The sequence below is a fragment of the Lactobacillus sp. B4005 genome, assembly GCF_026536045.1.
Lineage (GTDB): Bacteria > Bacillota > Bacilli > Lactobacillales > Lactobacillaceae > Lactobacillus > Lactobacillus panisapium.
On record NZ_JAFNOZ010000002.1, the window covers coordinates 61429 to 85620 of the forward strand.

General features: G+C 35.4%; 23 protein-coding genes and 1 pseudogene. 6 read left to right on the plus strand and 18 right to left on the minus strand.

The annotated features are described in order from the left end of the window. Positions 1–53 precede the first annotated feature (53 nt). Together J3U73_RS04720 and J3U73_RS04725 are read right to left on the minus strand one after the other, a co-directional pair. Entirely contained in the window at positions 54–734 is a 681-nt protein-coding gene (locus tag J3U73_RS04720; RefSeq protein WP_267392289.1) for a histidine phosphatase family protein, read from the minus strand. Between the two features lie 36 nt (positions 735–770). Then, a complete protein-coding gene (locus tag J3U73_RS04725; RefSeq protein WP_220268329.1) occupies positions 771–1532 on the minus strand; it encodes a sulfite exporter TauE/SafE family protein in 762 nt (253 codons plus the stop codon). Positions 1533–1609: 77 nt separating this feature from the next. Between J3U73_RS04725 and J3U73_RS04730 the strand changes: the two genes are divergently transcribed. The 4 genes from J3U73_RS04730 (at position 1610) to J3U73_RS04745 (ending at position 4966) form a co-directional block, all read left to right on the plus strand. Next, positions 1610–2275 (plus strand): HAD family hydrolase, encoded by a 666-nt coding sequence (locus tag J3U73_RS04730; RefSeq protein ID WP_267409737.1) that lies wholly within the window; start codon positions 1610–1612, stop codon positions 2273–2275. Between the two features lie 40 nt (positions 2276–2315). After that, positions 2316–2888, plus strand: coding sequence for a DJ-1 family glyoxalase III (locus tag J3U73_RS04735; RefSeq protein WP_220268331.1), 573 nt, complete (start codon positions 2316–2318; stop codon positions 2886–2888). A gap of 183 nt (positions 2889–3071) precedes the next feature. After that, positions 3072–4091, plus strand: a complete 1020-nt coding sequence (locus J3U73_RS04740) for a linear amide C-N hydrolase (protein ID WP_267409739.1) — start codon at positions 3072–3074, stop codon at positions 4089–4091. A gap of 161 nt (positions 4092–4252) precedes the next feature. Continuing rightward, positions 4253–4966: a TatD family hydrolase gene (locus tag J3U73_RS04745; RefSeq protein ID WP_267409740.1), complete on the plus strand. Its 714-nt coding sequence runs from the start codon at positions 4253–4255 to the stop codon at positions 4964–4966. Positions 4967–4979: 13 nt separating this feature from the next. Here J3U73_RS04745 and J3U73_RS04750 read toward each other — a convergent pair whose 3' ends face one another. The 3 genes from J3U73_RS04750 to J3U73_RS04760 all read right to left on the minus strand — a co-directional run bounded on the left by J3U73_RS04750 (position 4980) and on the right by J3U73_RS04760 (position 7882). Further along, complete coding sequence (locus J3U73_RS04750) at positions 4980–6143, minus strand: hypothetical protein (RefSeq protein WP_267409741.1); 1164 nt, start codon at positions 6141–6143, stop codon at positions 4980–4982. Beyond that, positions 6140–6730, minus strand: coding sequence for a hypothetical protein (locus tag J3U73_RS04755; protein WP_267409742.1), 591 nt, complete (start codon positions 6728–6730; stop codon positions 6140–6142). Before J3U73_RS04755 ends, J3U73_RS04750 begins: the two co-directional genes overlap by 4 nt. 282 nt (positions 6731–7012) lie before the next feature. Beyond that, complete coding sequence (locus J3U73_RS04760; RefSeq protein WP_267392297.1) at positions 7013–7882, minus strand: helix-turn-helix domain-containing protein; 870 nt, start codon at positions 7880–7882, stop codon at positions 7013–7015. Positions 7883–8416: 534 nt separating this feature from the next. Between J3U73_RS04760 and J3U73_RS04765 the strand changes: the two are divergent. Next, a pseudogene (locus J3U73_RS04765) lies at positions 8417–8599 on the plus strand (IS3 family transposase); the annotation flags it as partial. 90 nt (positions 8600–8689) lie between these two features. Here the strand turns inward: J3U73_RS04765 and J3U73_RS04770 are convergent. The 10 genes from J3U73_RS04770 to J3U73_RS04815 form a co-directional block, all read right to left on the minus strand. After that, entirely contained in the window at positions 8690–9763 is a 1074-nt protein-coding gene (locus tag J3U73_RS04770; RefSeq protein ID WP_267409743.1) for a hypothetical protein, read from the minus strand. Between the two features lie 100 nt (positions 9764–9863). Continuing rightward, positions 9864–11024, minus strand: coding sequence for a hypothetical protein (locus tag J3U73_RS04775; protein ID WP_267409744.1), 1161 nt, complete (start codon positions 11022–11024; stop codon positions 9864–9866). After that, the gene (locus J3U73_RS04780; RefSeq protein ID WP_267409745.1) at positions 11021–11641 is read right to left on the minus strand and encodes an ABC transporter ATP-binding protein; all 621 of its coding nucleotides are present in this window, start codon (positions 11639–11641) and stop codon (positions 11021–11023) included. The genes J3U73_RS04775 and J3U73_RS04780 overlap by 4 nt, the downstream gene beginning before the upstream one ends. 135 nt (positions 11642–11776) lie before the next feature. After that, positions 11777–12661, minus strand: a complete 885-nt coding sequence (locus tag J3U73_RS04785) for a helix-turn-helix domain-containing protein (protein ID WP_267409746.1) — start codon at positions 12659–12661, stop codon at positions 11777–11779. A gap of 257 nt (positions 12662–12918) precedes the next feature. Further along, positions 12919–13554, minus strand: a complete 636-nt coding sequence (locus J3U73_RS04790; protein ID WP_267409748.1) for an ATP-binding cassette domain-containing protein — start codon at positions 13552–13554, stop codon at positions 12919–12921. Between the two features lie 10 nt (positions 13555–13564). Continuing rightward, the gene (locus J3U73_RS04795) at positions 13565–14221 is read right to left on the minus strand and encodes a hypothetical protein (protein WP_267392303.1); all 657 of its coding nucleotides are present in this window, start codon (positions 14219–14221) and stop codon (positions 13565–13567) included. Positions 14222–14884: 663 nt separating this feature from the next. Next, entirely contained in the window at positions 14885–15676 is a 792-nt protein-coding gene (locus J3U73_RS04800; RefSeq protein WP_267409749.1) for a hypothetical protein, read from the minus strand. A gap of 244 nt (positions 15677–15920) precedes the next feature. After that, complete coding sequence (locus J3U73_RS04805; protein WP_267409750.1) at positions 15921–16547, minus strand: hypothetical protein; 627 nt, start codon at positions 16545–16547, stop codon at positions 15921–15923. A 179-nt stretch (positions 16548–16726) separates the two neighbouring features. Beyond that, the gene (locus J3U73_RS04810; RefSeq protein ID WP_267409751.1) at positions 16727–18058 is read right to left on the minus strand and encodes a PTS sugar transporter subunit IIC; all 1332 of its coding nucleotides are present in this window, start codon (positions 18056–18058) and stop codon (positions 16727–16729) included. Positions 18059–18076: 18 nt separating this feature from the next. Beyond that, positions 18077–19438 (minus strand): glycoside hydrolase family 1 protein, encoded by a 1362-nt coding sequence (locus tag J3U73_RS04815; RefSeq protein WP_267409752.1) that lies wholly within the window; start codon positions 19436–19438, stop codon positions 18077–18079. Between the two features lie 127 nt (positions 19439–19565). On the opposite strand from J3U73_RS04815, the gene J3U73_RS04820 reads away from it, so the two are divergent. Beyond that, positions 19566–20279 carry a GntR family transcriptional regulator gene (locus tag J3U73_RS04820; RefSeq protein WP_220268348.1) on the plus strand — a complete coding sequence of 238 codons (714 nt, stop codon included), beginning with the start codon at positions 19566–19568 and terminating at the stop codon, positions 20277–20279. 59 nt (positions 20280–20338) lie between these two features. Here the strand turns inward: J3U73_RS04820 and J3U73_RS04825 are convergent, their stop codons facing one another. The 3 genes from J3U73_RS04825 to J3U73_RS04835 form a co-directional block, all read right to left on the minus strand. After that, positions 20339–22207: a BspA family leucine-rich repeat surface protein gene (locus J3U73_RS04825; protein ID WP_267409753.1), complete on the minus strand. Its 1869-nt coding sequence runs from the start codon at positions 22205–22207 to the stop codon at positions 20339–20341. A 286-nt stretch (positions 22208–22493) separates the two neighbouring features. Further along, positions 22494–22868 carry a hypothetical protein gene (locus J3U73_RS04830; RefSeq protein ID WP_220268350.1) on the minus strand — a complete coding sequence of 125 codons (375 nt, stop codon included), beginning with the start codon at positions 22866–22868 and terminating at the stop codon, positions 22494–22496. 167 nt (positions 22869–23035) lie between these two features. Beyond that, the coding region (locus J3U73_RS04835) for an SLAP domain-containing protein (protein WP_267409754.1) at positions 23036–24192 on the minus strand (1157 nt) is incomplete at its 5' end.

Consider the following 24192-nt stretch of genomic DNA (forward strand, 5'->3'; position numbering starts at 1 on the left):
TTTTTTCCTCATGTAATAGTGTAACAAAAAGTCCTACTTTTGACAGTAGGACCTTACATATCTTCTGCGGCAACATTATAATCGATTATTTCGAATTTGCCATTATTATAGAGTATGCCCCTAGTAACGCTACCGTTATCAGGGAAAATAATATCATGGAGCCCATCACTTTGGTTCCAATATTTAATTGCTAAGGTTTTAATGAAATCACCGTGCGAAACAATTAGCACTCGCTGTTCATTCCTAGTTAAATCACCCAAAACCGAAATTGCCCTGACCATGCGGTCATCAAGTTCTTCCTTGTTTTCAGCTAAATGACGGGGATCAGCCTTTTTAGTTGCTTCCCGGAATTCATAGATTCCAACTTGGTTAATAATCTTGGTTACATCATTTTCGGGACCAATTCCGGCAGCTAAACTAACCTGTTTCCAGGTATTTTGAATATCGTCGCCTTCAAAAGAACCGAAGAAAACCTCCCGAAATTCGGGTAACTTTTTTATTTTACCGATTTCTGATACTTGATTGGCATCCTTCATCAAGTGGACTGTATCAATCGCACGTTTTAAATCGGAAGAATACATATTGTCAAAACGAACTTGACTAAGCGCCCGCGCTGTTACCTTCAGGTCGTTAATACCCTTAATCGTTAACGGGGAATCACACCATCCCTGCACTTTGTCCAATTGGTTGAACATTGTTTCGCCATGACGTACTAAATAAATCTCTGTTGCCAACTTGCATTCTCCTTCCATTTAAATAATGTGCATAAACTATAACATATATGCCTTATAAAAGAAATAGGCAGCCTGAATGAAAGCCAGTGCAGCAATAAAGACACGGACATATTTGGCCGGAACAACCTTTAAAATATCCATGCCTAAATAACCGCCAATAAACATACCAACTGCAAGTGGAATTGCCTGCAGCCAATAAATATGTGAAGTAAAGGCAAAGACGATTAAAGCGACCAAGTTAGCTAGACCACACACCACATTTTTAATTGCGTTTACCACAATAAACTTTTCATTAGTGATATATGTTAGCAAAACTAGGACGATTACGCCACCAGCAGCTCCGAAATAGCCCGTATATACGCCCATTGCCAGCAAAGCAACAATATAAAAAATCTCTTGCCAAAGTGGCCGTTTGTGCGGTTCTAAATTATGGTGCTTGGCAGAAACAATGACCATAACACCAGAACCAGCAATAAAAAACGGAACGACTTTTTCAAATACTTTGGAGGGAAAGGACAATAGCAAATAACAGCCCAAAACTGACCCTAAAACGGTAAACATGGCGTAAAAGGCAACTTGTTTCCAATGACCTTTGAGTTCTTTAAGAGAAGAAATTGTTGAACCAATTCCGGTCCAAATCAAGGCGGCATCATTAGTAACATTGGCATATACCGGCGGAATCCCCACCGCAAGCAGCACGGGATATGAAGCCAGTGAGGCCATGGATGCAACTGATGATAATAGGCCACCGGCAATTCCGCCAAAAAAGATAAAAATTATGGTAAAAAAAGATAACATTTAAATTAGGACTTCCTTTTTAGCAATAATATCTATTATAATGCAATTAGTATCAAATTAAGAAGGGATTTTTACATATGGCAAAATTTCAGTCTTTAATCTTCGTACCTGAGGGAGCTATCCTTAATGAAGGAGTTGCTGAAAGGAATGCTCTCCGGCAAACATTAGATGAAGTCGCTAGCGGTTTTGGACCAAAAGAACGAATACAATATGCTAACCTGCTCAGCCAGATCAAGTTTTTAACTTTCAGTGATCGGATTGAACTAGTTTTACAGACTTTTTGTCGCCACGAATTGTATTCAGCAAGAAAAATCTTTTATCAGAAGATGAAAGAGCAAAAGCAATTAGTCAAAGACGTTGGGCCATTTCTTGGAGAATTAAGTGATATGGATGACCAAATCAAATTAATTCTGTGTTCCAAGGAAGACCGGGAAACAATCTCCTCGCGCTTAGATGAAAGTGAATTGCTCAGTTATTTTTCAGCAGTTTACACTCAAGATGATTTTAAGGAAAGGTTACCGAATAAGGAGATTCTAACCACAATTGTTCAAGAGCAAAATGTTGATCCAGCTACTTGTTTGGTTATTGGAACTGATCTTGCTGATGACATCCAAGGCGCAGAAAATGCTGGTTTAGCTTCTCTTTGGATTGCACCAAGAAATATTAAAACGCCAATTCATCCTAATCCTACTATTCACTTAACCACATTAAGTGATTTGTTGTTTTACCTTGAACTAAGCTAGTTTATAATAAACAATAAAACGGATTGTGAGGTTGCGAAAAATGAAAAAAGCTGCTGTAGTTTTTGCCGATGGCTGCGAAGAAGTCGAAGGCTTGAGTGTCGTTGATGTTTTGCGCCGACTAGGCGTTCAAACTGATATGGTTGGACTTACCAGTAAACAAATTAATGGTGATCATCATATTCTATTGACTTGTGATCAAGTTGTGGACGAGCGCCTGCTTGACTATGATGTAGTTGCGTTTCCGGGTGGTAAAACTGGTGCTGAAAACTTACGGGCTAGCGAACAATTACGCGACCTAATGGTTAAACGGCACGAAAATGGCATGTGGGATGCAGCAATGTGTGCCGCTCCCATAGCTCTCGCAAAATATGGTGTCTTGGATGATGCAGATTATACTTGCTATCCTGGTTTTGATGAGCAAACTAAAAAAGATGCCCCAACTGGACATTTTAAAGAAACGATCACGGTGACAGATAATGTGCACAAAGTTATTACTAGTCGTGGTCCAGCAACAGCCTGGGCATATGCCTATGCGATTGCTGAAGCACTGGGAATTGATACCCAGGAGATCAAAGAAGGCATGTTGTATAACTATTTAGCTGCAAATATTTAAAATTGCGACTAGTTAAAGACGGAACTGAATAGCTCCGTCTTTTTTTATAATAAAATTGCCAAGCGCCCTACTTTCTAACTGTTTAGTAATTAATAACCGCAATTTATTTTCAGAGCTAGCGTTAAAATATGCTAAGATTTACTTGCACGTAAAAATGCAAATAACTAAGCAGGAGGTAATAAAATGTGTACGAGTATTGCTGTGACGGCAGATAACGGAGATGTATTTTGGGGAAGAACAATGGATTTTACCTTTGATCCATTTAAGCCAAGTGCTGATAGCAAAATGACGGCTTATCCCTCAGAATATGAATTAAAAGGATTGCACCAAAGTTGGACAACTAAATATGCGTTCATGGGCATTAATGTTAATAACTCGCTCTTTTTTAACGATGGGATTAACAGTGCCGGTATTGTTGGCGATGCCCAGTACTTGGAAGAAGCTTCCTGGGACACGGCTTCAAACCTTGAAAAACGTGGTTTAAAACCTATTATTGGTGAAGAAGTCGTGAGCTACGTCTTAAGTAATTTTGGCTCTATTGCCGAAATAAAAGAGGCTTTCACTCATTTAGGTCAGGAAAAAACAACTTATCCTGATTGGGAAGAAGCCGATACCGGCATCCCTACCCCAATTCCAATGCACTATACTTTTAGCGATGCTGAAGGCCATAGCGTTATTTTAGAACCGGTAAAACAAGGTGCATTTAAGATTTATGATGGTATCGGGGTCATGACTAACAGCCCAGAATATTCGTGGCACCTGGATAATTTACGTAATTATTTACAGTTGACCAACCATAATTTGGGCCACCAACAACTGACTGAAAAGCTAAATATTAAGCAAATTGAGAGTGGTTCCGGCTTAATCGGCTTACCCGGCGATTATACTGCGCCATCGCGTTTTGTACGCGGAACCTATCTTTCCAAGTTTTTAGCGCCATTTCATTCTGATCAGGGCATTACCCAGCTATACAATGTCTTTAAAGCGGTGATGATTCCCCGTGGAATTGAACATCTACAAGAAAATAGCGCTAAATGTGATTATACGGGTTACTGGGCAGGTTACGACGTCACTAACAGAAGTCTATATGTCCAACCTGAAGACTGCCCTACAATGACAAAGTTTACCCTGGATCCAACAATCACCACTAAGGTAACTGAGCCTATTCAACATGATTTCCAGGTTTTAGAAGCTAAAAAATAATCGCTAAACCCCAAAAATAGCAAAAGAAAAAGGATTAGTAGTCGCAATTGACTAAATACTAATCCTTTTTTGCTTGCTAAAAATTAATTGCATAATAATTAATGACCAGCTATATTATTAGTTAACCGTCTACTTTTAATTAACGGAAAGAAGCTAATTTTATGCTAACAGATGCTCATTGCCATTTAGAAAATAATCAAGAACTGGCAAATTTGCTCGTCAAAAAACAGATTACAACAATCGTTAATTGCCAGACACCAGAGGAATGGCACATTAACCAAAAACTGACCCGGAACATGGAGCCCCTTAGCTTTGGCATACATCCATGGGATGCTAACAGACTAACCCTGCAAGAGGTATTGCCCTATCTTGAGCAAGCTGACGTTGTAGGTGAAATCGGGCTCGATTCCGTTTGGACAGAAAATAGCTTGGACTGCCAAAAGGAAGTTTTCACTGCACAAATTGAGTGGGCCCAAGCATCTAATCGGCCAGTTATTTTACACACTAAGGGCTGCGAAAAGACCATTTTAGCTACAATCAGGCAATTTCCCAATCGCTATTTAATTCATTGGTACGATTGCAGTAATTACCAGCGGGAATATGTCGATCTTAACTGTTATTTCAGCTTCTGCCTAGCTATTTTAGACGATGCTAACGTAATTAAGCTGGCAAAAAAGGTCCCCTTAAATCGCTTGCTAATTGAGACAGATGGCTTAAGTTCGGTTGAGTGGTTGGAAAATAAACCGGTAAAAGTCGAAGACTACCCTCTTATTTTAGACCAAACACTATCGGCCTTAGCGGACTTGCGTCAGGTTGATAAAAATATGCTGGCAAAGCAAGTCGCCGCTAATTTACAACGCTTTTTAGGCAAGTAATAAACTTGCCCCATTAACTACGAATTATTGTTTCAGACTTTTTCTGTTGGAACCAATCAAGAAATAAGGTAGCTACAAACAGAATTAAAGTACCAAGAAGCAAAGTGATTAAGCCATGAGCAAAATTAACCTGCATATTATTAAGATCGTAAGCTGTAGAGCCAGAAATAGCTCTGAGCGAGTTAAGGTAAGTGGTAGGTAACCAAGCTGCAAGCGCCCTAATTGGCTCAATAATTACCGTCGCTAAACTCCCCACGGCAACGAGGAAAGTCGCCACCAGCATTGTCGGGAATAAATGCCGAAAAATTCGTGCCAGTAAGTTGACATAAACAGTAATCAGTAAAAATTCAAGTAATTGAATAATAATCGTCTGCGGAATTAATTCAACTGCCGGAATAACATCCAGTATAACTTGCCTGCTTGTTATTTTATAAACAATATAAGGATAATTTATATTACCCATTCCCAAAATTAAAGACGAAACTAAAAACACCACAAAATTCAGGCCAAGATACATCAAGCTAACAAGTAATAGGTCTATTCCAATATTGGTTAAGATTTTCTTACCAGAACTAATAGGAATAATGGCGGAAATGTCATCACCATTTTTATATGAACTAGTAAACAAATATGACAAAATAAGAATAATGACTAAATTAAATGAAACAGGCCAGAACTTATTATTTAATTCTATTAAAAGCTGAATACCCGTCATGGCACTTAAATCTTCATATGGAATTGGATGTTTAATTAAATTTTCAAGAAATTGTTTGGTTTGCTTAAACCAGTCTATTTCCTCATAATTGTTTTCACTAAGTTTTAACTTATCAGAATTATTATTCGATATTTCATAAACCTGGTGCCATTGCTTAACCTTCACATCACCAGCTAGTCCGGAATCCTTAGTCGAATTCATAGCTTTAGTCTTTGACTGGAGTCCAGTTTTAGCTTGTTGAGACTTAATTTTGGTTTCAGATTTTGAATGATAGCCCTGAACTACAACGTGATTAGCACTGATAAAGCAGTTATTTTGTCCTTCAAATAAAGTGCCATTTACCAGAAAATTCGAGTCAAGATCAAGAAAGCCAAATAATACAATAAACAAGACACATATAATGATTGTTTTGAAATTTTGTTTAATGATCTTTTTAAACTGAAATGAAAAGTACGAGTTCACTGCACCACCCCGTAAATCATTTGTTTTTGTAATACCATCTTATGCAAGTTAGAAACTTCTATGCTGTTATTTTTATATGAGATGCCAATAATACACTTATTTCGTCGACTAACTTTTTCTTTAAGCCGCGCAGAAGCTTTTAGGCAATTTTCTTGATGAAGGTGATTAGTGTTTTCAGCTATTAAAGAATAAGTTACATTACTAATAAAATACAGTATAATTAGTAATTTGTGTTTAGCTATTTTTGTATAGGCATAAATAGGTACTTTGGCATATTCATATATCACCCCAAAAACTAATTCACCTGTCGAATTAGCATAAAATTTCCACTGACGTTCAGCAAACTTCAAATAATTTAAGCTATTAAAGCTTAAATTTAAATGGTCGTACCTTTTGGCGAATATTTCCTTTTTTATTGCTCCAAAATAAGGCTGTTCAGCAATTAAAACTTTTACTTTTGCAAAAGCGGCCAAAATAATGATTGTTCGCAAAAAAACTCTTTGGTAACTAAAATTTTCAAATAATATTCGAAAGATCTGCTCTTTATGAAACTGATAAGAAGTAGATAAGTTATTAATCGTTAGCATTTAAAACTCCTTAAAAATAACAGGAATAATATCTGTCTGAATATTCTCAACATGCTTAAGCTGCTATATAACTTAAAAATACATTACTTTGAAGTAGTTTATTAACTGCTTAATTTATTAAGATATTATTATTCCGCTAATCATAAATTAAATTAATTAGTTATAACTAGTAGGAATAGCTTATGATACTAGAATATCAAAATTTTAAGTTTCAAAAAAAATCGTTCAACCTATTGAACAGGTTTGGCATTAGCAGTTTTAAAGTGTACCATTAACAAAGGTTTAGATTACTTTTTTGGTGTAAATCTTTTTAATCCGTTTAAAGCTTTTTTTTAAGTCGGCAGCAAGTTGTCCAGTACCAAGATAATCTAAGAAAGGAAAGAAAACTTGCAGCATTCTTGTTTCATCACCAGTTTGGATGTAAAGCATAACTTCATGAGCAAATTTTAGCCGAACCTTCTCAAAAATAAAGGAATAGCCCATTTCGATGGCATCAAGTTCTGTAACTAATTTCTTTACCTTGGCAAATTTTCGATAAAACAAAGTGAAAACAGCGTTTAGGCATGTATTCCATGCCGAATGCTGCCACTGGTCATAGGCTTTTTGCTGGTTTTGGCTAAGCTTCTTGATTAGTAACTTGGTCAAACCGTATATGCGGTTACTGGGCAGCAAGCTTAAAGTATTGCCAAAATTATAAACGTCTTCGTAATACCATTCATCAATTTGTGACAGCAACTCTTCGAGTTTCTCCAAATCTTGGGATAAGAACAGATTCTCACCTGTAGCTGCCATTAGATGATGGCAGGCAATTGCAGCTCGAATTAACTCACGTCGACTTGTTGGGCTTTGACGACTTATGGTTAAATATTTTTTAGCAAGTGACCTTAGGACATCATAATTATTTTCTAGATAAGCTGTGCTAATATCGCTGATATCCAAGTATGCGTTCAAGCTATTTGCCAAGAACTCCTCCGGTTTAATATGCAGCCGTTCAAGCATTTTGATAACTTTACTAAACGACATATCACCCATTCCCTTTTCCCAATAATAGAGTGATGATTTTGAAGTAATACCTCGAGAAGTAGTTTCTAAACTAGATCTTTTTTCTTCACGTAATTGTTTAAATTTTTTACCGTATATTTTATCGTACATAGAGGGACCTCAGATGAAAAAGAACTTATTGAAAAAATTTGTAATGACGATTTTAATTGGTGACTCAGTTGTTACGATTCCGGCATTAATTATGCATGCAATCGCAACTAGCAATATTTTCTTAGGCTAATTCAAGCTAATATCTTTTTTCAACAATGTTAAGGCCATTGTTAAGGCCATTTATGTACTAACAATAAGCCTTTTGGAATTACCTTTGAAGTATAAATAGAAAAATCAGACATTAATTAAATTTAGTACAAAAAAACGATTCCGTTAACTTATGGAATCGTTTTTTTGTAATTACATCAATAAGTTAATTGCTTTAAAAGTTTTTCCTAACTAATTATTATGTCATAAAACTAGTAACTAAACATGTTATCAGTGTGCCTGAAATGGCTCTAAACCAGTAAATTGAGCTAATACAGACCAAAATAGCCCAATGCAATTAATAAAAACCCTGAAGTTAGGACAACTTTGAGTTTTTATTATTGCTAAAAGACCCTGGAAATCAAGAAGTCCATGTCGCGTTAATGCAACTCGTTAGATGACGGATTGATAGAAGGCCTCTTTGGCATACTCAAACGGAAAATGTTCTATGGCTTTGAAACCCAGTTTAAGAATCTAAACGAACTGAAAGAAGCAATTCCAAAATATATCAGTTACTATAATAAGCAAAGAATCAAAGTAAAATTAAAAGGACTAAGTCCGATTGAATAACGGGCATTAGTCCTTAATTAAAATTTATTAGATTGTCCTAATTTTGGGGTTTACATCATTACTTGGGAGGTTTTTAATTTAGATTAAGTTTTATTCGTTGTAATTTACCGGGTCCTGCTTATGTTCAAAAATCATGGTTAAAACGAAAATTAGCACAATACTAATAATTAGGCAGATTATGCCATTTTTAATATTCAATTGTGCGTTATGGAATCTCATACTTAAACTGCCAGTGGCAACATCAACAGCATTAAGATACGTTATCGGAAACAAGCTACTAATTCTTTGTAATGGCTTAAGAACTGTGATAGCCAGATTACCACCAATTATTACTAGAAGCGCAAGTAACAAAGTCGGCAACTTGTCACGCATAATTTGAGCAAGTAATCGCACGAAAGCAACCCAAAATAACATATTCAATACTTGTAAAAAAAGTACAGGTACAATCAGATTGCCAATCGGAACACAACTAATAGTTACTTGAGCGTCATTTAGATGAAAAGTGTTAACAGGATATGATAAACTGCCTGATCCTGAAACTAACGTTGCTAACAAAAATATTACTAGGTTTATTAGAATAAAACCACCGACTATTAAAACTACCCCAGTGATTATGTCATAAATAGCTAATTTGCCAGGTAGGAGCGGCAATATCCGCGCAGTTTTTATTCTTTGATGATACGAATCTGTTAGTAGCAGTGTAAGAGTAAAGAGTGCGATTAGTGAAAATAAATACGGCAAATATTGAGCATTAATTTGAAGCCAAAATTGCCAACCAGTTACTGGCATTTTTTGACTTTCGTAAGCCAATGGTTGTTTTCTTAAGTAACCATAAAAACGTACATTTTTGGCAGCATCAAATTTGGCTTGTTGATCACCTATTTCCGAACTATTTAAATATTGACGCTCTTTTTTCTTCTGTAACCAGATAAGTGTATAAGCTTTCGCAAGATGATTAGCTTTAATCGCTGCTAAAATTGTCTGATTTTGCTTTAAGGTTTGCTTATTAGCTAATAAATTACTGCGAGTTTCTTGGTAATGTGGACTTTTCGAAGAAATTTGCGTTAATTTGGCTTCTAATTTACTATCTTGATGACGTAAATCGGTAATTGCCGTTTGTGTTTCGTGTTCAAGCGTAAAATACGATTCAGTCCGTTTATTCATAAAAAAAACAGTTATCAAGATTATGACAATTAAAGAAAAGCTTAAAGGAGTTAGTTTGTTTTTACAAACTTTTTTTAATTGAAAAACACAGTATGACACTTTAGTTTGCTCCTGTTCGTTGTTTTTGTAATTGATCCATCAACAATAAAATCATGATTAGCAATAAAGTGCCCACAGTTAAAGTAACTATTCCTTGATTAAAATTTATTCCGGGATTGTTTAGCTCATTAGCCATTTGACCTGATACGACTTTAAGAGCACCTAAATACGTACTTGGTAACCATGCTGCAATTCGGCTTAATGGCTCAATAAACGTTGTTGCTAGACTGCCTCCAATCATTAAAAAAAGAACTATCAATAAAGTTGGTAACTGTTGACGGACCAGTTTAGCCACCAGCTGTACAAAAAGAGCTATAAATAGAAACGAAAAGATCTGAACAATAAAGTTTTTAAAAAGCAGGCTGCTGGTTGGAACAACATCTGAAACAAACTTTTGGTGAATAGAATGAAAAATAATGTATGGATACTGAATGTTGCCTGGACCAAATAGTAGTGATGCAATTAGAAATAAAAATAAGCTTACCAAGCAAAAAATAATTATGCTCGTCGTAAAGCCAGCAGCACTGCTTGCTAATAAACGCTGAAGAGGTGATTGCGGCGTAACCGAATCAATATCTAACTTGTTACGGTATGAGTCTGTATAAAGATAAGCTAAGATAAACATAATAATTAAACTAAATAAGAGCGGCCAAAAATCGGTATTAAACGTAAGTAGAGCCTGAACTCCAGTAACAGGTGCATCACTTTCATATGGCATCGGGTGTTCTTTTAAATAGGCAAACCGTTTCTTAAAGGCTTCAGTTTGGTACTTTTCCTGGTACGATAAATTAGTACCATTTAATTTTGTAAAACTGGCTAACTGCTTTTTATAAACCGGACGCCAATTATTGTGCTTAATATCAGTTATTAAATCGAGATTGGTTTGTACTTTATTTTTTAAATTCTTGACGTCTTTTTGTTTAGCTTGATAATTCTTGCTGCCAGGTGAATATTTCTTAAGTTCCTTTTCGCCTTGAGCAAGAATACTTTTTTGAATCTTAATATTTCCCTGAATACTACCTTCAAGAGAAGTATCACTATTCAGGCTATTAGACACCATAAAATAAAGCCCTAATGTGATAAATGCCAAAACAAATATCGAAATTAATGTTAGATTACTCTTAAAAACTTTTTTTAATTGAAAAAAAACGGTTGAACTCATTGTCTTACCTCGCGTATTTCTTGCTCTTTTAATACCAAACGGTGAGAATGTGCAACTCTAACCTCACTGCTATAATGCGATGTCAGAATAATACATTTATTATTCTGAGTAACTTCTTCATCTAACCGTCTATAGAGTTTTAGCCGACTTGTTTCGTCTAGCCCATTAGTAATTTCATCCATTAAATAATACTGAGCGCCGCTTACAAAGTACATGGCCACAATCAGCTTTTGTTTCATCCCAAGTGAATATTTTTTAATTGGTACCTTAGCATATTCTCTAACTTTCAAGAAATCCAGCTCAGTCCTGATATCGGCAGACGAATCCCATTGTTTCTTGACAAATCTAAGGTAATCCAAACTATTTAAATTAGAATTAAACCAATCATTACTTTCAAAAAAGAATACTTTCTTCTTAATTCTAAAATATGGTTGTTCATCCCACATAATTGCTCCGGCTGAAACAGGAATTAAATCTGTCAATGCTCTTAGAAAGCTAGTTTTACCTAAGCCATTTTCTGCTACAATCTGGTAAAATTGTCCTGGTTCAAATTGGTAACTAAAATTGTGTAAAATAGGCTGACGTGTCTTAATTGATAGGTTATTAACCGTTAGCATGGCAGACTCCTTAATAATATCTAAAAAATTAAATAGCTTAAATTTATCTCTTAATAATACACTAATTAAACTAAGTTAAAAACAAATAATTATCAGAAACTGGTACTAAATATATTTGCATTACTAATTTTAGAATCAGATAATTTTATTTTTTTTGGTTCTTTCTTCAACAATCTTTTTAACCTTAACAAATGCCTTTTTCATTTCCATACTCAAATCGGCAAAACCCAAATATTCAATAATTGGGAAAAAATGGTTAATTATTTCAGTATCATCTGTAGTTTCCGAGTAATTTACCAATTCAGAAATGAAGGTTAAACGAATTTTTTCAAAAGCAAAGATATCATCAATCTTTAGTAATTTAAGCTCTGAAATTAGCTTGCCACTATATTTGCAATCATTCATAATCAAGATAACAGATGCATTAAAAATTGTGTTCAAGGCTGCATGTTCCCATTTAAAGTAGTTTTTGGGCTTATTTTCAAGATATACCCTGATTAAAAGCTTGGCTAAACCAAATATTCGTTTATTAGGCAAAAGAGATAAAGTGTTGCCAAAATTAAAAATATCTTCAAAGTTCCATTCCTTAATCTCTGAAAGTAGTTCCTCTAGGTTAGCTAAATTTTTAGGCGAAAAAAGCAACTCATTGGTAGAATACTTTAAAAAATTACAAGAAATTGCTGCTTTTATTAATAAGTTCTTATCTTGGGAACTTTCTCGCAATTGCTTGAGAGAAATTATCGCCAGATGTTTAAGTTTTTGTTTATCATTTTCTAAATACGCATCACTAATTTCGATCATATACCGATACTCATCATTTAAGCCAAAATATAATTCTTCACTCGGTATCCGCATACGGTTAAGCATGGCAACCACTTTATCAAAGGGCATGTTTCGTTGCCCTTTTTCCCAATAATACAGAGAAGACTTAGAAGTTATGCCAATTGAGGCATTATCAAGACTAAAATTTTTTTGTAAACGTAGCTGTTTAAATCTTTTACCATATTTTGAATCAATCATAATCAAGCCTCAATAAATTCTAGCATGTTACTACTATAATAATGTTTTATCACTTATCAATAAATAAAAAATTCCACTTTTTAAGCATACAAAAGTGGAATATCAATTATATTGCAAATTCAATCTTAAAATGGCTGAATAATTTTAGTTTAATCATACTACCATTCCTAATTATTATCAATATATTCATATATAGCTTTTTGCCATGAATATAAAGTGGAATCACGAAATTACGATATTCTAAAGCTTACTTCCCACTAGTCACTTACAATTTTGCCACCATCAATTTGATAATATTCATCAGCAACTGACTTAATAACCCGATCATCATGACTGGCAAGCAAAACTGTAACTCCTCGCGCACGTAATTGCTTCATCAAGTTTTCAAAAATCTGAACAGATTCTTTATCCAAACCATTAGTTGGCTCATCAAGAACAAGTAACTCCTGCTTTTCCATGAATGCTTGAACAATTGCTAGCTTTTGGCGCATTCCTAAAGAAAACTTTTTGACTTTTTTATCTTTAACTTTTTCCAAATCAAAAACTTTCATTGCAGCAATTATCTCATCTTTACCCACAATATTTTTTATTGAAGCAAGATATTGCAAATTCTTAAGCGCAGTGTAAGATTTGATAAATCCAGGAGTTTCAATGATTGCCCCTACATTTACTTGTCGCTCAGTATTTAAGCCCACTTCCTGGCCTTTAAGAATAACCTGCCCCGAAGAGATTTTTATTAAGCCAAGAATTGCTCTAAATAGCATGGTTTTACCAGAACCATTAGTACCAACAAAACCAATTATCTTACCTTGATCGATTTTTAAATTGATATCATTTAACACAGTTTCATCATTTATTTTTTTAGTAACATTAGTTAATTCAAGATAGCTCATTTTTGACTCCTTATTTTGTTTCAAGTCGCTGGTTAATTTGCTCTAGCGAAATTATTAAAGCAATGAACCAGATTGCATTGCTGATATTTACACTCCAGGTTACGCTATTAGTAACCATGATTAAATAATTGCTCTTTAAAGCCAATGAAATCACACTTAGCAATAATGGAATGATCCATCCTAAAATTCGTTCAATTAAAGAACAAGTTAACGCCAATAAGATAAAAACCGTAAAACTAAGCCAAAGAGTACTGAATAATTTTACTAAAAACCAATAATTAAGCTTATTTTTAGTCATAATTACAATCAAACTAATAAATAATAAATTATATACAAGAGAAAATAGCACGACCGTCAACAGACAATTTTGGAAAATAGTGGTTCGCTTCTCATTTCTTATAACCACTAACGGATTAGCAGCCAAAAGTTTAGTTTGCAAAAGATTAATTAAGTAAAATTCTCCACCTAAGTAATATAAAAGCCACGCTAGATTAGCCATCAAAAAATTGGCACCAGTTATCGGAAAGGTGGTAAACATATTATGCTGGTAAGTAAAATCAATATTGGTACAGTATTGCCACCAAGAGAAAACTTGAAAGCACATAACCATAATTTTCCCTAGACGATTATTAGAAAAGAGCTCGGGTAAGTATGTTCTCCATTTCATAAGCGCTCTCTCCGTTCATAAATAGTCCAGCTAAGATACCAGCAAACTAGTATTATTCCCACTAAAATCATAGATGAGCATAGCAATTTGAATAGCTGATTTCCAACTAAGTAGTTGGAATTAATAAAATTGTTGAATAATGGAAAATGAATAAAATCAGGCGTCACATCAGCTAAAAAGTACAGTAAACAATTGATAAAAAAATAATTTATTCGCTTTAGAAAGTAAAATAAGACTAAAATTATGCTTTGAAAAAATAATAGATTGATAAATGCAACCAGTATGACAAGCAAAAAGGGTTGCCAATAAATTTGCGATATTCCGGGATCTAACAATAGTATTGCTTGTACTACACAAGTAGTTATAAATGCAGTTGTTAGACTGCATATACTAAGCCACCAAAATAAAAACAACGGCCAATCACTTTGATACTTTATGCGAATATTTTCAAAGAAAATTGGATATGGCCTGACAGTCATTACTAACAAAACATTGGCAAAAGCAGTAACGGAATAAAAAGTATTTGGCATCAATAGCTGGTAGATTGCTTTCCTTTTGCCTAACCCACGTTCAATTCCTGTGAAATGATATAGCAAAATTAATGCTAAAATATAGCCAATAACAATGACAAATAATCTTAATTTATTTGCTTTGATAGTTCGCTTAATTGAAGACATCTTGTTTGCTTTGCCTCCAAGTTAAGCCAAAGACAGCTAATAGAATAACTAGCAAGTAGCCCAATAAAATCCATTGAGTATACGAATAACTGTTACTGTATGTTGGTGTTAAAACGTAATATAGGGATGCTTCAATCTCGCCAGTCAAATTTGCTGCCAATAAGGTGATAAAACTAATAACAAAAGGAATGATTGTTTCCACACCCGAATGTATTTCAAAATAAGACGATACTAAGCCCATCAGACTGAATAGTCCGCTAAAGACAAAGGCAATGAGGATTGTGCAGAGCCAAAAGAGTAACGTATTATGAATAAAGAAATTATAGCCCCATCCAGAAGGACTGATTATCTGATGGTCTCGTCCTGTAGGAGCATTAGTTACGTGAAAATTAATGAAGAAATAGCCTGCTTCAATTAAAAGGGGCAAAATTCCAACTAATCCCCCAACGATAAATGAACTGGCCGTGGTTGAAAACAAATATTGTTTTTGCGTTCTTCGTGAAAGAAGCTGAGATAGGCGATGATTTCTTTTGTCTTCTTGAAAAGTACTACTGGCCGCCAAACCACACATCAAAGGTAAGATCAAGTAATAAATGGTTGTTCCTGAACCACTAAAATCGAAACCAGTTAAATGCAAAAAAGCATTATTTACTCCCCTAGTTGCATTAACCTGATTGATTGTTAAAGCTTGAATAACAACAACTAACAAGCCGATTAAAACCGCTAGTAACATTTGCCAGCGCAAACACATTCTTTTGATTTGCATTTTTATTAACATAAGTTCACCATGTTTAAAAAATTAATTAATATATCACAAATAAAATTTATATTTATCATAAGTGACTTTAGTTTTAGAGCGTTAAAATCTTATTTATTTAATTAGTTAGTTTGATTAAAATTATTTTAATATTAAGTGATTATGTTAATGATAACCGAATAGTAGGCAAAAAAGAAGGCTTGTTCCATTGACGGAACAAACCTCTTGGTTTATCTTTATAGCAACTAACTAAAGATATTTTGCCTTAATACCGGGGATATTCACCGATCAAAAGGGCGGGAATGTCTTTATATTCCATTGCACCTAGCCATTTCTGCAACTCCTTAACAGAAGTTTGGCCAATTGCCTTATCAGTGCCAGTTAGCTTGTTAGCAATTTTAGTCACTTTTTTCATCTGCTTTTTTGCTGTTTTCATATTCATAATATCAACATAATCCATTACCTTAAGCTCGGCTTTAATTAATGGTCGCAGGCTCTTTTTCTTTGAATTAATATTGTACAGATCGCTCACAATATTAACCCAGCCTTGATGCTTGCCTGTCTGATCTACTAAATGAACTTGAACGCCATTACGTAAAGAACTAACTTGGTCAATTTTAAATAATACTCGGTCATTAATCAGTTGCTGTACTTCTTCTTTCGGCAGCGTGGCTGCCTTATGAGCATGAAGAGAAATCCTGGCATCTTGATTAAGACGAAAGACATAACCGGCCTTAGCCAATCTCTTTGAAGCTTGCTTATCAGTCTTTCCTTCCTGCTTTTGTTCAGTATTAGATGACGCATCAACAACCGCAGTAGCAAGTGCCCCAGTCGCAATTGAAAATAGTGTTACGGCAGCGGATATTCCAAGGAACTTTACGCCCTTTTTCATTAATAATTTCCTCCGATAAGTAAAAAATAGTTCTTACTATTGTAACATGGCAAATACCTATTATTAACCATTTTTATAACAAAGTTTAATTACTTAATTTGTTTATTTATTTTAAGTATATTGTTATTTTATTATATAAAAAGACTCGTGAAAGTTATTTTCACGAGTCTAAATAAGAATTAGGCCTTATATAATTCTGCTTGCTTTAATGCTACACGCTCCGAAATTTTGATAAATGGAATATAGAATAGTGTACAGACGAACAAAATAATAATTTGAACTAGCACAACTTTCCAATCACCAGCACTGGCTAGAAGGCCACTAATCAATGGCGGTGTGGTCCAAGGAATATAAATACACAGTGGCTTAACAAAACCAATGGCTGTTGCAAAGTAACCAATTAGTGAGCCAATTACGGGACTTAGCACAAATGGAATAATCATTGGGATGTTAAAGACAATTGGAAAACCAAAGATAATTGGCTCGTTAATCTCGAAAATACCTGGAACCATACCCAACTTAGCTACCTCTTTATAAGGCTTATAATGAGAAACCAGAAATACGGCAATTATTAGCGCAATTGTCAGCCCCGTACCGCCCATTTGAGAATAAACAGTTACAAAGTCCGTATTAATAATGTGAGTAGGCTGCTTACCTGCGGCAAAAGCAAGTGAATTTTCATTCATATTTACCAAGTTTAACGGATCAAGCAATGACCCATTGATAACTGTTTGGTGAATACCTAATGTATATAAAAAGTTACCAGTTGAATAAATCAATAAAAAGCCAGGCAAAGAGGTGTTGACGGATCGAAGCGGTTCTTGAATCAGTCGTGAGATCAATGTAACCAGATCGGCATTATTAGCAGCAAACAAAGCGGCAATAATGCCGAAAATGCTTAAAGTAATCAATGAAGGCAGCAATACTGAAAAACTCTGGCCAACTGCAGGGGGTACTTGATCGCCCAAGTTAATTTTTAGTGCCTTCACTTTTGAAAGTTTCATATAAATTTCTGTTGCCAATAATCCAATAATTATGCCAGCAAACATTCCTGTTGTACCAATTTGTGAATATAAAATTGCACCAGTAACATCAACCGCTTTTTTAGCACCGATAGGAGTTACACTAACGTGCAAAGCCAACATAATGAAAACCGATGATAAAGCAACGGCAGAAGCCGAAATTGGGTTATCAAACGACTTATTTTTGGCTAAAAAATAGGCAATCATCGGAGCAATTAAAATACTTGCAACATTTAAGGTCCCATTGTTTAGAGCCAAACCAAAATTTTGAAACTTCACTAAAGTCTCACCTTTAAATAGCCATACAAAGACTATGTTATTAAATAAGCCAGCTACACCAGATAAAATAAACATCGGCATTAACGTCGCAAATGCATCCCGTAATGAGCGCAAATGCACCTGATTACCTATCTTAACTGATATGTCGGTAAATTTATCCAAAAATCGTTGCAGCTTTGGATGAGCCTGTGTACTAGTCGAATAGTTCATATCGAATTCCTCCAAAAATCAAGATAAATCACGGCCATTAGACCGAATTACCTTTTTCAGCCAATAATAACTTTTCTTGGGTACCCGCTTCATATCTCGGAGATCATGATTAGTTCGATTGACATACACAACGCCATAACGTTTGTCCATGTCACCTTGCGAGCTTAAAATATCAATCAGGCCCCAGCCTAAATAGCCAATTACATCAACGCCATCTTCTTTAATGGCTGCCTGCATAGCCTTAATGTGACTGCGATGATAATCAATCCGGTAATCATCTTGAATCGGCGTTTTACCATCCCATTCTTCACGCACGCCAATGCCGTTCTCTATGGGAAACACTGGCAAATGATAACGCTGATAGATTTTATTTAAAACATCACGAAAACCCAGCGGATCAATCTGCCAGCCCCACTCACTTGTTTGCAAAACGGGATTAAGCTTACGGCCAAATTCTAAATATTGATTTGGTGCTGTGTTGGCCGGAATCTTGCTTGCATCAATTGTGCTGGAAGCATAATAGCTAAAACTTAAAAAGTCGCTTTTAACTGCTGCAATCGTTTCTTTTTCCTTATCTGTCACAGCAAGCTGCAAGTGATGATTTTTGATAAAGGCTAATACAGCAGCGGAGTGCTTCCCATAGCTGAACACATCGAGCAAGTCATAATTTAAAAACTCGTCAATCTGGTGTGCAGCAAAAGCATCCTGCGGATTTGCGGTTGCACCGTAAACTTGGTTATAGGCTAGCATGCCGCCAATCTTAGCGTCCGTGTTTTCATGAAGATAATTGGCAATTGCGGCATGACAATACATGACATTATGCGCAATTTGATAAAGCTCACTTAACGTTTTTTCACCCTTTAGATAACCTGCGATATTAAAGGCTTCGGAAGTATGGTAAAGATTTTGTTCATTAAAAGTAATCCAGTATTTAACCCGGTCAGCAAAATGATCAACGATAATCTTGCCGTAACGGATAAAGGCATCACAGACCTGCTTATTAACAAAGCCGTTATACTTTTGAGCTAAATGAAGTGGCATATCAAAATGATATAAGCAGATCATTGGCTCAATGTTGCGTTCAAGCAGTGCATCCACTAGCTTATCGTAATACTTTAGCCCCTCCTCATTGACTGCACCATCGCCGTCTTTAATTACCCGTGACCAAGAGACCTGGAACCGATACATGTTCATGCCTAAATCTTGCAGATAGTCAAAGTCCTCGGTGAAATGATGGTAGTTATCGTTAGCAAAATGCCAATCACTTGTATGCTCGCCGGGCTTACGAATGTCATAAACGGATAAGCTCTTACCGCCTTCATTCCAGCCACCTTCGGTCTGCATACTTGAAGTTGAATTCCCCCAGAAAAATTTTGTCATTTGTTTTCTTCTTTCTTTTATTAAAAACGCTTTCATAATTAATGTTATTTCATCTTGCACTTGATGTAAATCTTTGCCAAGATGTAAGTAAAGCTATTTGTTTACTTATAATTTAAGGGGAACACTTATGTCAGCTAAACCACTTTATGTTAAAATCGCTAACCATATTGAGCAGGATATTCTAACGCATAAATACCAAAAGAAACTCCCTCATATAGATCAACTCGCCGATATTTACCGAACCAGTAAAGTAACGATTATCAAGTCACTTAGGTTCTTGCAATATAAGGGGATCGTGCAGCCTATCCGTGGTCATGGCACACTCATTTTGACTGAAAAAGAAATGGAAATTGCTAAAAAAGATAATGCTAACGAACATGTCGGCTTTACCGAGAGAATTAAAAATACCGAATTCTTAACGAGCAACATTATTTCCTTTGCCACCCGTGAGCCGACTGAGAAAGAAGCATCTTATTTAAAAATTGGTCTTAGTGATCCTGTCTATGACATCATTCGGCAACGTTTGCTAAACAATTTTCCTGTTAGACTGGAATATACAATTATGCCTGTCAAGGTCATTCCTGGTATCACAATGGCAGTGCTTGAACAATCGATTTATAGCTATATTGAGGGCAAGTTGCATTTAAAAATTGGCAAGGCCAATCGCACTTTTCGCGCCGATAAGCCTGACGCCTACGATCAGTTGTATTTGAAATGTGATCAGACCGACCCCGTTTTTGAAGTTGAGCAAATTTGCTTTTTGGATAATGGTCTACCGTTTGAATACTCGCAGACCCGTAACAGATACGACCATGGTGAATTAACCCTAAACCAAGTCTAAATTTTGGCTAAACAAAAAGAGGATTCCGCATTAACGGAGTCCTCTTTATTTTAAAAATATTACTTGTTAGCCTTATAGTAGACGTCAATTCGTTCATTTTGACTATTGGCGTCAATTACCTTAATTGGAATAACACTCTTAGTTGGTGTATATCCAGTAATTTCTGGTAAACGATATTCTTCCCAAATATCTGTGTGCCACGAGCCCGTGGTTCTCATACCGGTAGCTTGATCGATTGTCACCGTCCGACGAACAACAGCCACTTGGTTAGTTGTCTTGATAGTGCCATCTGGCTGATGAACGTTAATTGTTCGTGTGAAAGTTCTTATTTCAGTACTCTGAACTAATTTATGGTTAACATTAACTTTAATTACTTGCTTACCTGATGCATCAACCTTGACGGTTGGCTGAGGCGAAGCAGCTAATTCGTAGCCAGCAGGAACATGGTAATTTGGCGTAATCGTTTCACCAACATAACCGGTAAGCTGTTGTATACCTACGACCTTGCCTTTATCCAAGTATTGCACAGTTATTGTTTGCTCAACTGGTTCGTAAAAAATATCAACTACTTGATCTTGTGTTTGCCCATCAACAACAGCAGCAGGAATTTGCTTTGAACTTGCTGAATAGCCAGCAAAAACAGGTAGATCATATGCATCCCAAGATGCTGTTGACCAAGCACCATAATCAATCGAACCATCTTCGTTTGTATTTACTTGTCGCTTAATCATGGCTGTTTGAGTTATCGTCTTTGTAGTATTATCAGGTTGATGAATATTAATTAACCGGCTAACAGCTTTTGACTCAGTTGAGACTTCTGCAACTGGTGCAGCGGAAACCCAATCGTAAGTAGTAACTTGATCACGGTTCTTTATTGCCATCAGTTCTTCTGATGTATATTGCTTACCCTGCTCATAACCGCTGGTGGACACCCAATATGGAGCAGTCACTTTCTTATCAGTGCCTGGTACCAGAGTGCCTACAGATGGAACTTCTGGTAATCCCATTTCAGCGTATTGTGAAAACAATGACTTTGTTCCAAGAACTAAGTGATTAAGTTTAATGCATAATTGAAACATTTGGTCAAATTTAGCTACATTGTTTGTGTCAAAACTGCTTAAATCTACACTACTTAAATTATCACAATCTTCAAACATATACTCCATATCAGTTACTCTCGAAGTATTAAAGTTGCTCAAACACAGATCCGATATATTTGCACAAAAAGAAAACATATTAGCCATATTAGTAACATTAGATGTGTCAAAATGACTTAAATCTAAATTAGTTAAACTAAAACAGCCACTAAACATATCTTCCATTGTGGTTACCTTTGATGTATCTAAATTTTCTAAGCCATCAATCGCAGTTAAAGCATTCAAGAAATAAAATAGCCCCCTTGAATCTTTATTGGCAACTACACCCGGATCAATCTTAATTTTTGTTAATTGATCTGTAAAAGTACTATTTAATTGCTTAATACCCTCATATGCATAATTCGCATATTCTGGTACTCCCAAGACCCCTTCATGCAAATATAAAACATAATCGTTTCCCTCATGCTTATATTCCCACTTGCTAGTCCCCCATGTTCCCTGGTCCATTACTTCAGAACTTGTTGCTGAATTAGTTTGTTTATTTGCTGCCTTAATATCATCAAAAGAATCCGATTCTTTATTATTAGTATCTTCCGGATTATTTTTAGTATTTGGATCAACGTTTGTACCACTATTATCATAGGCACTTGTTTCTATTGGGAAAACGTTTGTACCATTTTCCTTTTGTGTTTGAACAATTGCTGTACTACTTTGATTATTAGCAGAATCTTCTGTTGCCGCTTTTACATGTTGTTGCGTTAAGACTAGCCCACATACTAATCCAACTAATGTAGTTGTAATAAGAGCTTTAGTATTTTTTTCTTTATTCAAGGCAATCTCCTTTCAATAAATATATTATAAATAAAATATTTTATATTTACATAATATATTTTAACACATTTTTTATTAATTACACTTTTTTATCAAAAAATAAAATTAATAATTTAATTTACAATAAACATTATATTCATGAATAATAATTATTCCCTAGTTCTTACTAGTACAAATTCATTTAATTAAACATTTGTATTTAAACAAGCAAAAAGACCGCAATCTAAAAGCGGACTTTTCTAAGAAAGTAAAATAAAATATAATTTTTCTGCTATATCATAAATATCTAATAAAAAGCAACATTATTTATATTATTTAAATCAATCCAGATACCAGAAATTACTATTTCATCTATCTGATACCCTTGTACGAAACCGATAATATCAGGTTGTACTTTCCCCTCAATATTAAGTTCCTTAAGCTGAACTGAAACTTGGCGATGGTTAGCGTAAGCATTCATTAAGATTTTACTAACTTCTTCTACCGTCATCGGCTTTTTTTTATGATAAATAATTGAACGTTGCCGATTGTCTTTGTTTATAGTTGCTGTATGATCACTTAAAAAGAAACCCTGCCATTTTTTCATCCCCCGGTCTTGATAAGTTTTAAAAAAATCATCAAGGATCTGGTCGAATTCTTCCTGATTAAATTTTTTATTCATTTTTTCTCTCTTTATTACGAACATATGTTTAAAATGATTATAAAACAAATTATTTGATTAGTAAATTTTTCTGTTATCACAAGTTAAAGATTAGACCAAAAGAAGCCCCTACCTCTTATGAGATAGGAGCTTCTTTCTTTTTGGGTTATTTAGTTAGCCCTTATTTTCTATTCAAAGGCTGTTTGCTTAATAAATTCATCGTTACCGATTGCATAGTAAGCTTTGCCCTTAATAACAACTATATCGCCGTATGTCTGAACAGTTTCGCCTTTCTTCATTGCAGGCTTACTCGTCTTGTTACCGTACTTATTGTAAATAGCTGCCTTAGTAGTTAATTTACGAGCCGTTCCTGTAACATTATCACTTGCTACATAATGACCGTTAGCAATTTCAACGAACTGTCGACTATTAATTGTCTTAGTATCGCCAGCCGTAATCTTGGAACCAGCCGTAAGAACTACTTGGTTAACTCGCTTGCCATCACCATTATATACATAAGCATCATGCTCAAGAACAGCATTTGAGGTTACGCCATCTGCGACAACGTTATTTGCTTCTTTTCTAGCTGCCTTAAAATTTGCTGCCTTAACATAACGATTAGCACCAACAATGTAGTAGGACTTACCATGAATTGAAACTGGATCACCGTATGTACCAATCTTACTATTCTTTTTCAGTAGCTTAGTACCAACACGCTTACCATATTGATTATAGGTAAAAGCATTATGCTTTAAAGTTCGTCTTTGCTCTTTAAAGTTGTTAACTGCAACATATAAACCATTATCCGTCAGGTAGAATTCACGACTACCTATATTAATAGCTTTACCAAAAGTAGAAATTGTTGATCCCTTCTTAGCTACTAATAGGTTAGCGCGTTTGCCATCTTTATCATAAAAGTATGCATTATGGTAAAGCTTACGATTAGTTGCTTGCGCATCATTAGCACCTACCCCAACAGTTTCTTCACCCGTTCCAGTATCATTCGAGCCGTTAGAAACAGAGCCATTTGAACCTGAGCCATTGCTGCCGGAACCGTTGGAGCCGGAACCATTGCTGCCAGAACCATTAGAGCCGGAACCATTGCTACCAGAACCATTAGAGCCTGAACCGTTAGAACCGGAACCATTGCTGCCAGAACCATTAGAGCCGGAACCATTGCTACCTGAGCCGTTGGAGCCGGAGCCGTTAGAACCAGAACCATTGCTACCGGAACCATTCGATCCTGAACCATTAGAGCCGGAACCATTGCTACCTGAGCCGTTGGAGCCGGAACCGTTAGAACCAGAGCCATTGCTGCCAGAACCATTCGAGCCTGAACCGTTTG

Excerpts from the sequence above, each read along its gene's own strand:
- J3U73_RS04725 (WP_220268329.1), bottom strand. The coding sequence starts at position 1,532 with ATGTTATCTTTTTTTACCATAATTTTTATCTTTTTTGGCGGAATTGCC.
- J3U73_RS04730 (WP_267409737.1), top strand. The coding sequence starts at position 1,610 with ATGGCAAAATTTCAGTCTTTAATCTTCGTACCTGAGGGAGCTATCCTT.
- J3U73_RS04735 (WP_220268331.1), top strand. The coding sequence starts at position 2,316 with ATGAAAAAAGCTGCTGTAGTTTTTGCCGATGGCTGCGAAGAAGTCGAA.
- J3U73_RS04740 (WP_267409739.1), top strand. The coding sequence starts at position 3,072 with ATGTGTACGAGTATTGCTGTGACGGCAGATAACGGAGATGTATTTTGG.
- J3U73_RS04745 (WP_267409740.1), top strand. The coding sequence starts at position 4,253 with ATGCTAACAGATGCTCATTGCCATTTAGAAAATAATCAAGAACTGGCA.
- J3U73_RS04755 (WP_267409742.1), bottom strand. The coding sequence starts at position 6,730 with ATGCTAACGATTAATAACTTATCTACTTCTTATCAGTTTCATAAAGAG.
- J3U73_RS04760 (WP_267392297.1), bottom strand. The coding sequence starts at position 7,882 with ATGTACGATAAAATATACGGTAAAAAATTTAAACAATTACGTGAAGAA.
- J3U73_RS04770 (WP_267409743.1), bottom strand. The coding sequence starts at position 9,763 with ATGAATAAACGGACTGAATCGTATTTTACGCTTGAACACGAAACACAA.
- J3U73_RS04775 (WP_267409744.1), bottom strand. The coding sequence starts at position 11,024 with ATGAGTTCAACCGTTTTTTTTCAATTAAAAAAAGTTTTTAAGAGTAAT.
- J3U73_RS04780 (WP_267409745.1), bottom strand. The coding sequence starts at position 11,641 with ATGCTAACGGTTAATAACCTATCAATTAAGACACGTCAGCCTATTTTA.
- J3U73_RS04785 (WP_267409746.1), bottom strand. The coding sequence starts at position 12,661 with ATGATTGATTCAAAATATGGTAAAAGATTTAAACAGCTACGTTTACAA.
- J3U73_RS04790 (WP_267409748.1), bottom strand. The coding sequence starts at position 13,554 with ATGAGCTATCTTGAATTAACTAATGTTACTAAAAAAATAAATGATGAA.
- J3U73_RS04795 (WP_267392303.1), bottom strand. The coding sequence starts at position 14,221 with ATGAAATGGAGAACATACTTACCCGAGCTCTTTTCTAATAATCGTCTA.
- J3U73_RS04800 (WP_267409749.1), bottom strand. The coding sequence starts at position 15,676 with ATGTTAATAAAAATGCAAATCAAAAGAATGTGTTTGCGCTGGCAAATG.
- J3U73_RS04805 (WP_267409750.1), bottom strand. The coding sequence starts at position 16,547 with ATGAAAAAGGGCGTAAAGTTCCTTGGAATATCCGCTGCCGTAACACTA.
- J3U73_RS04810 (WP_267409751.1), bottom strand. The coding sequence starts at position 18,058 with ATGAACTATTCGACTAGTACACAGGCTCATCCAAAGCTGCAACGATTT.
- J3U73_RS04815 (WP_267409752.1), bottom strand. The coding sequence starts at position 19,438 with ATGACAAAATTTTTCTGGGGGAATTCAACTTCAAGTATGCAGACCGAA.
- J3U73_RS04820 (WP_220268348.1), top strand. The coding sequence starts at position 19,566 with ATGTCAGCTAAACCACTTTATGTTAAAATCGCTAACCATATTGAGCAG.
- J3U73_RS04830 (WP_220268350.1), bottom strand. The coding sequence starts at position 22,868 with ATGAATAAAAAATTTAATCAGGAAGAATTCGACCAGATCCTTGATGAT.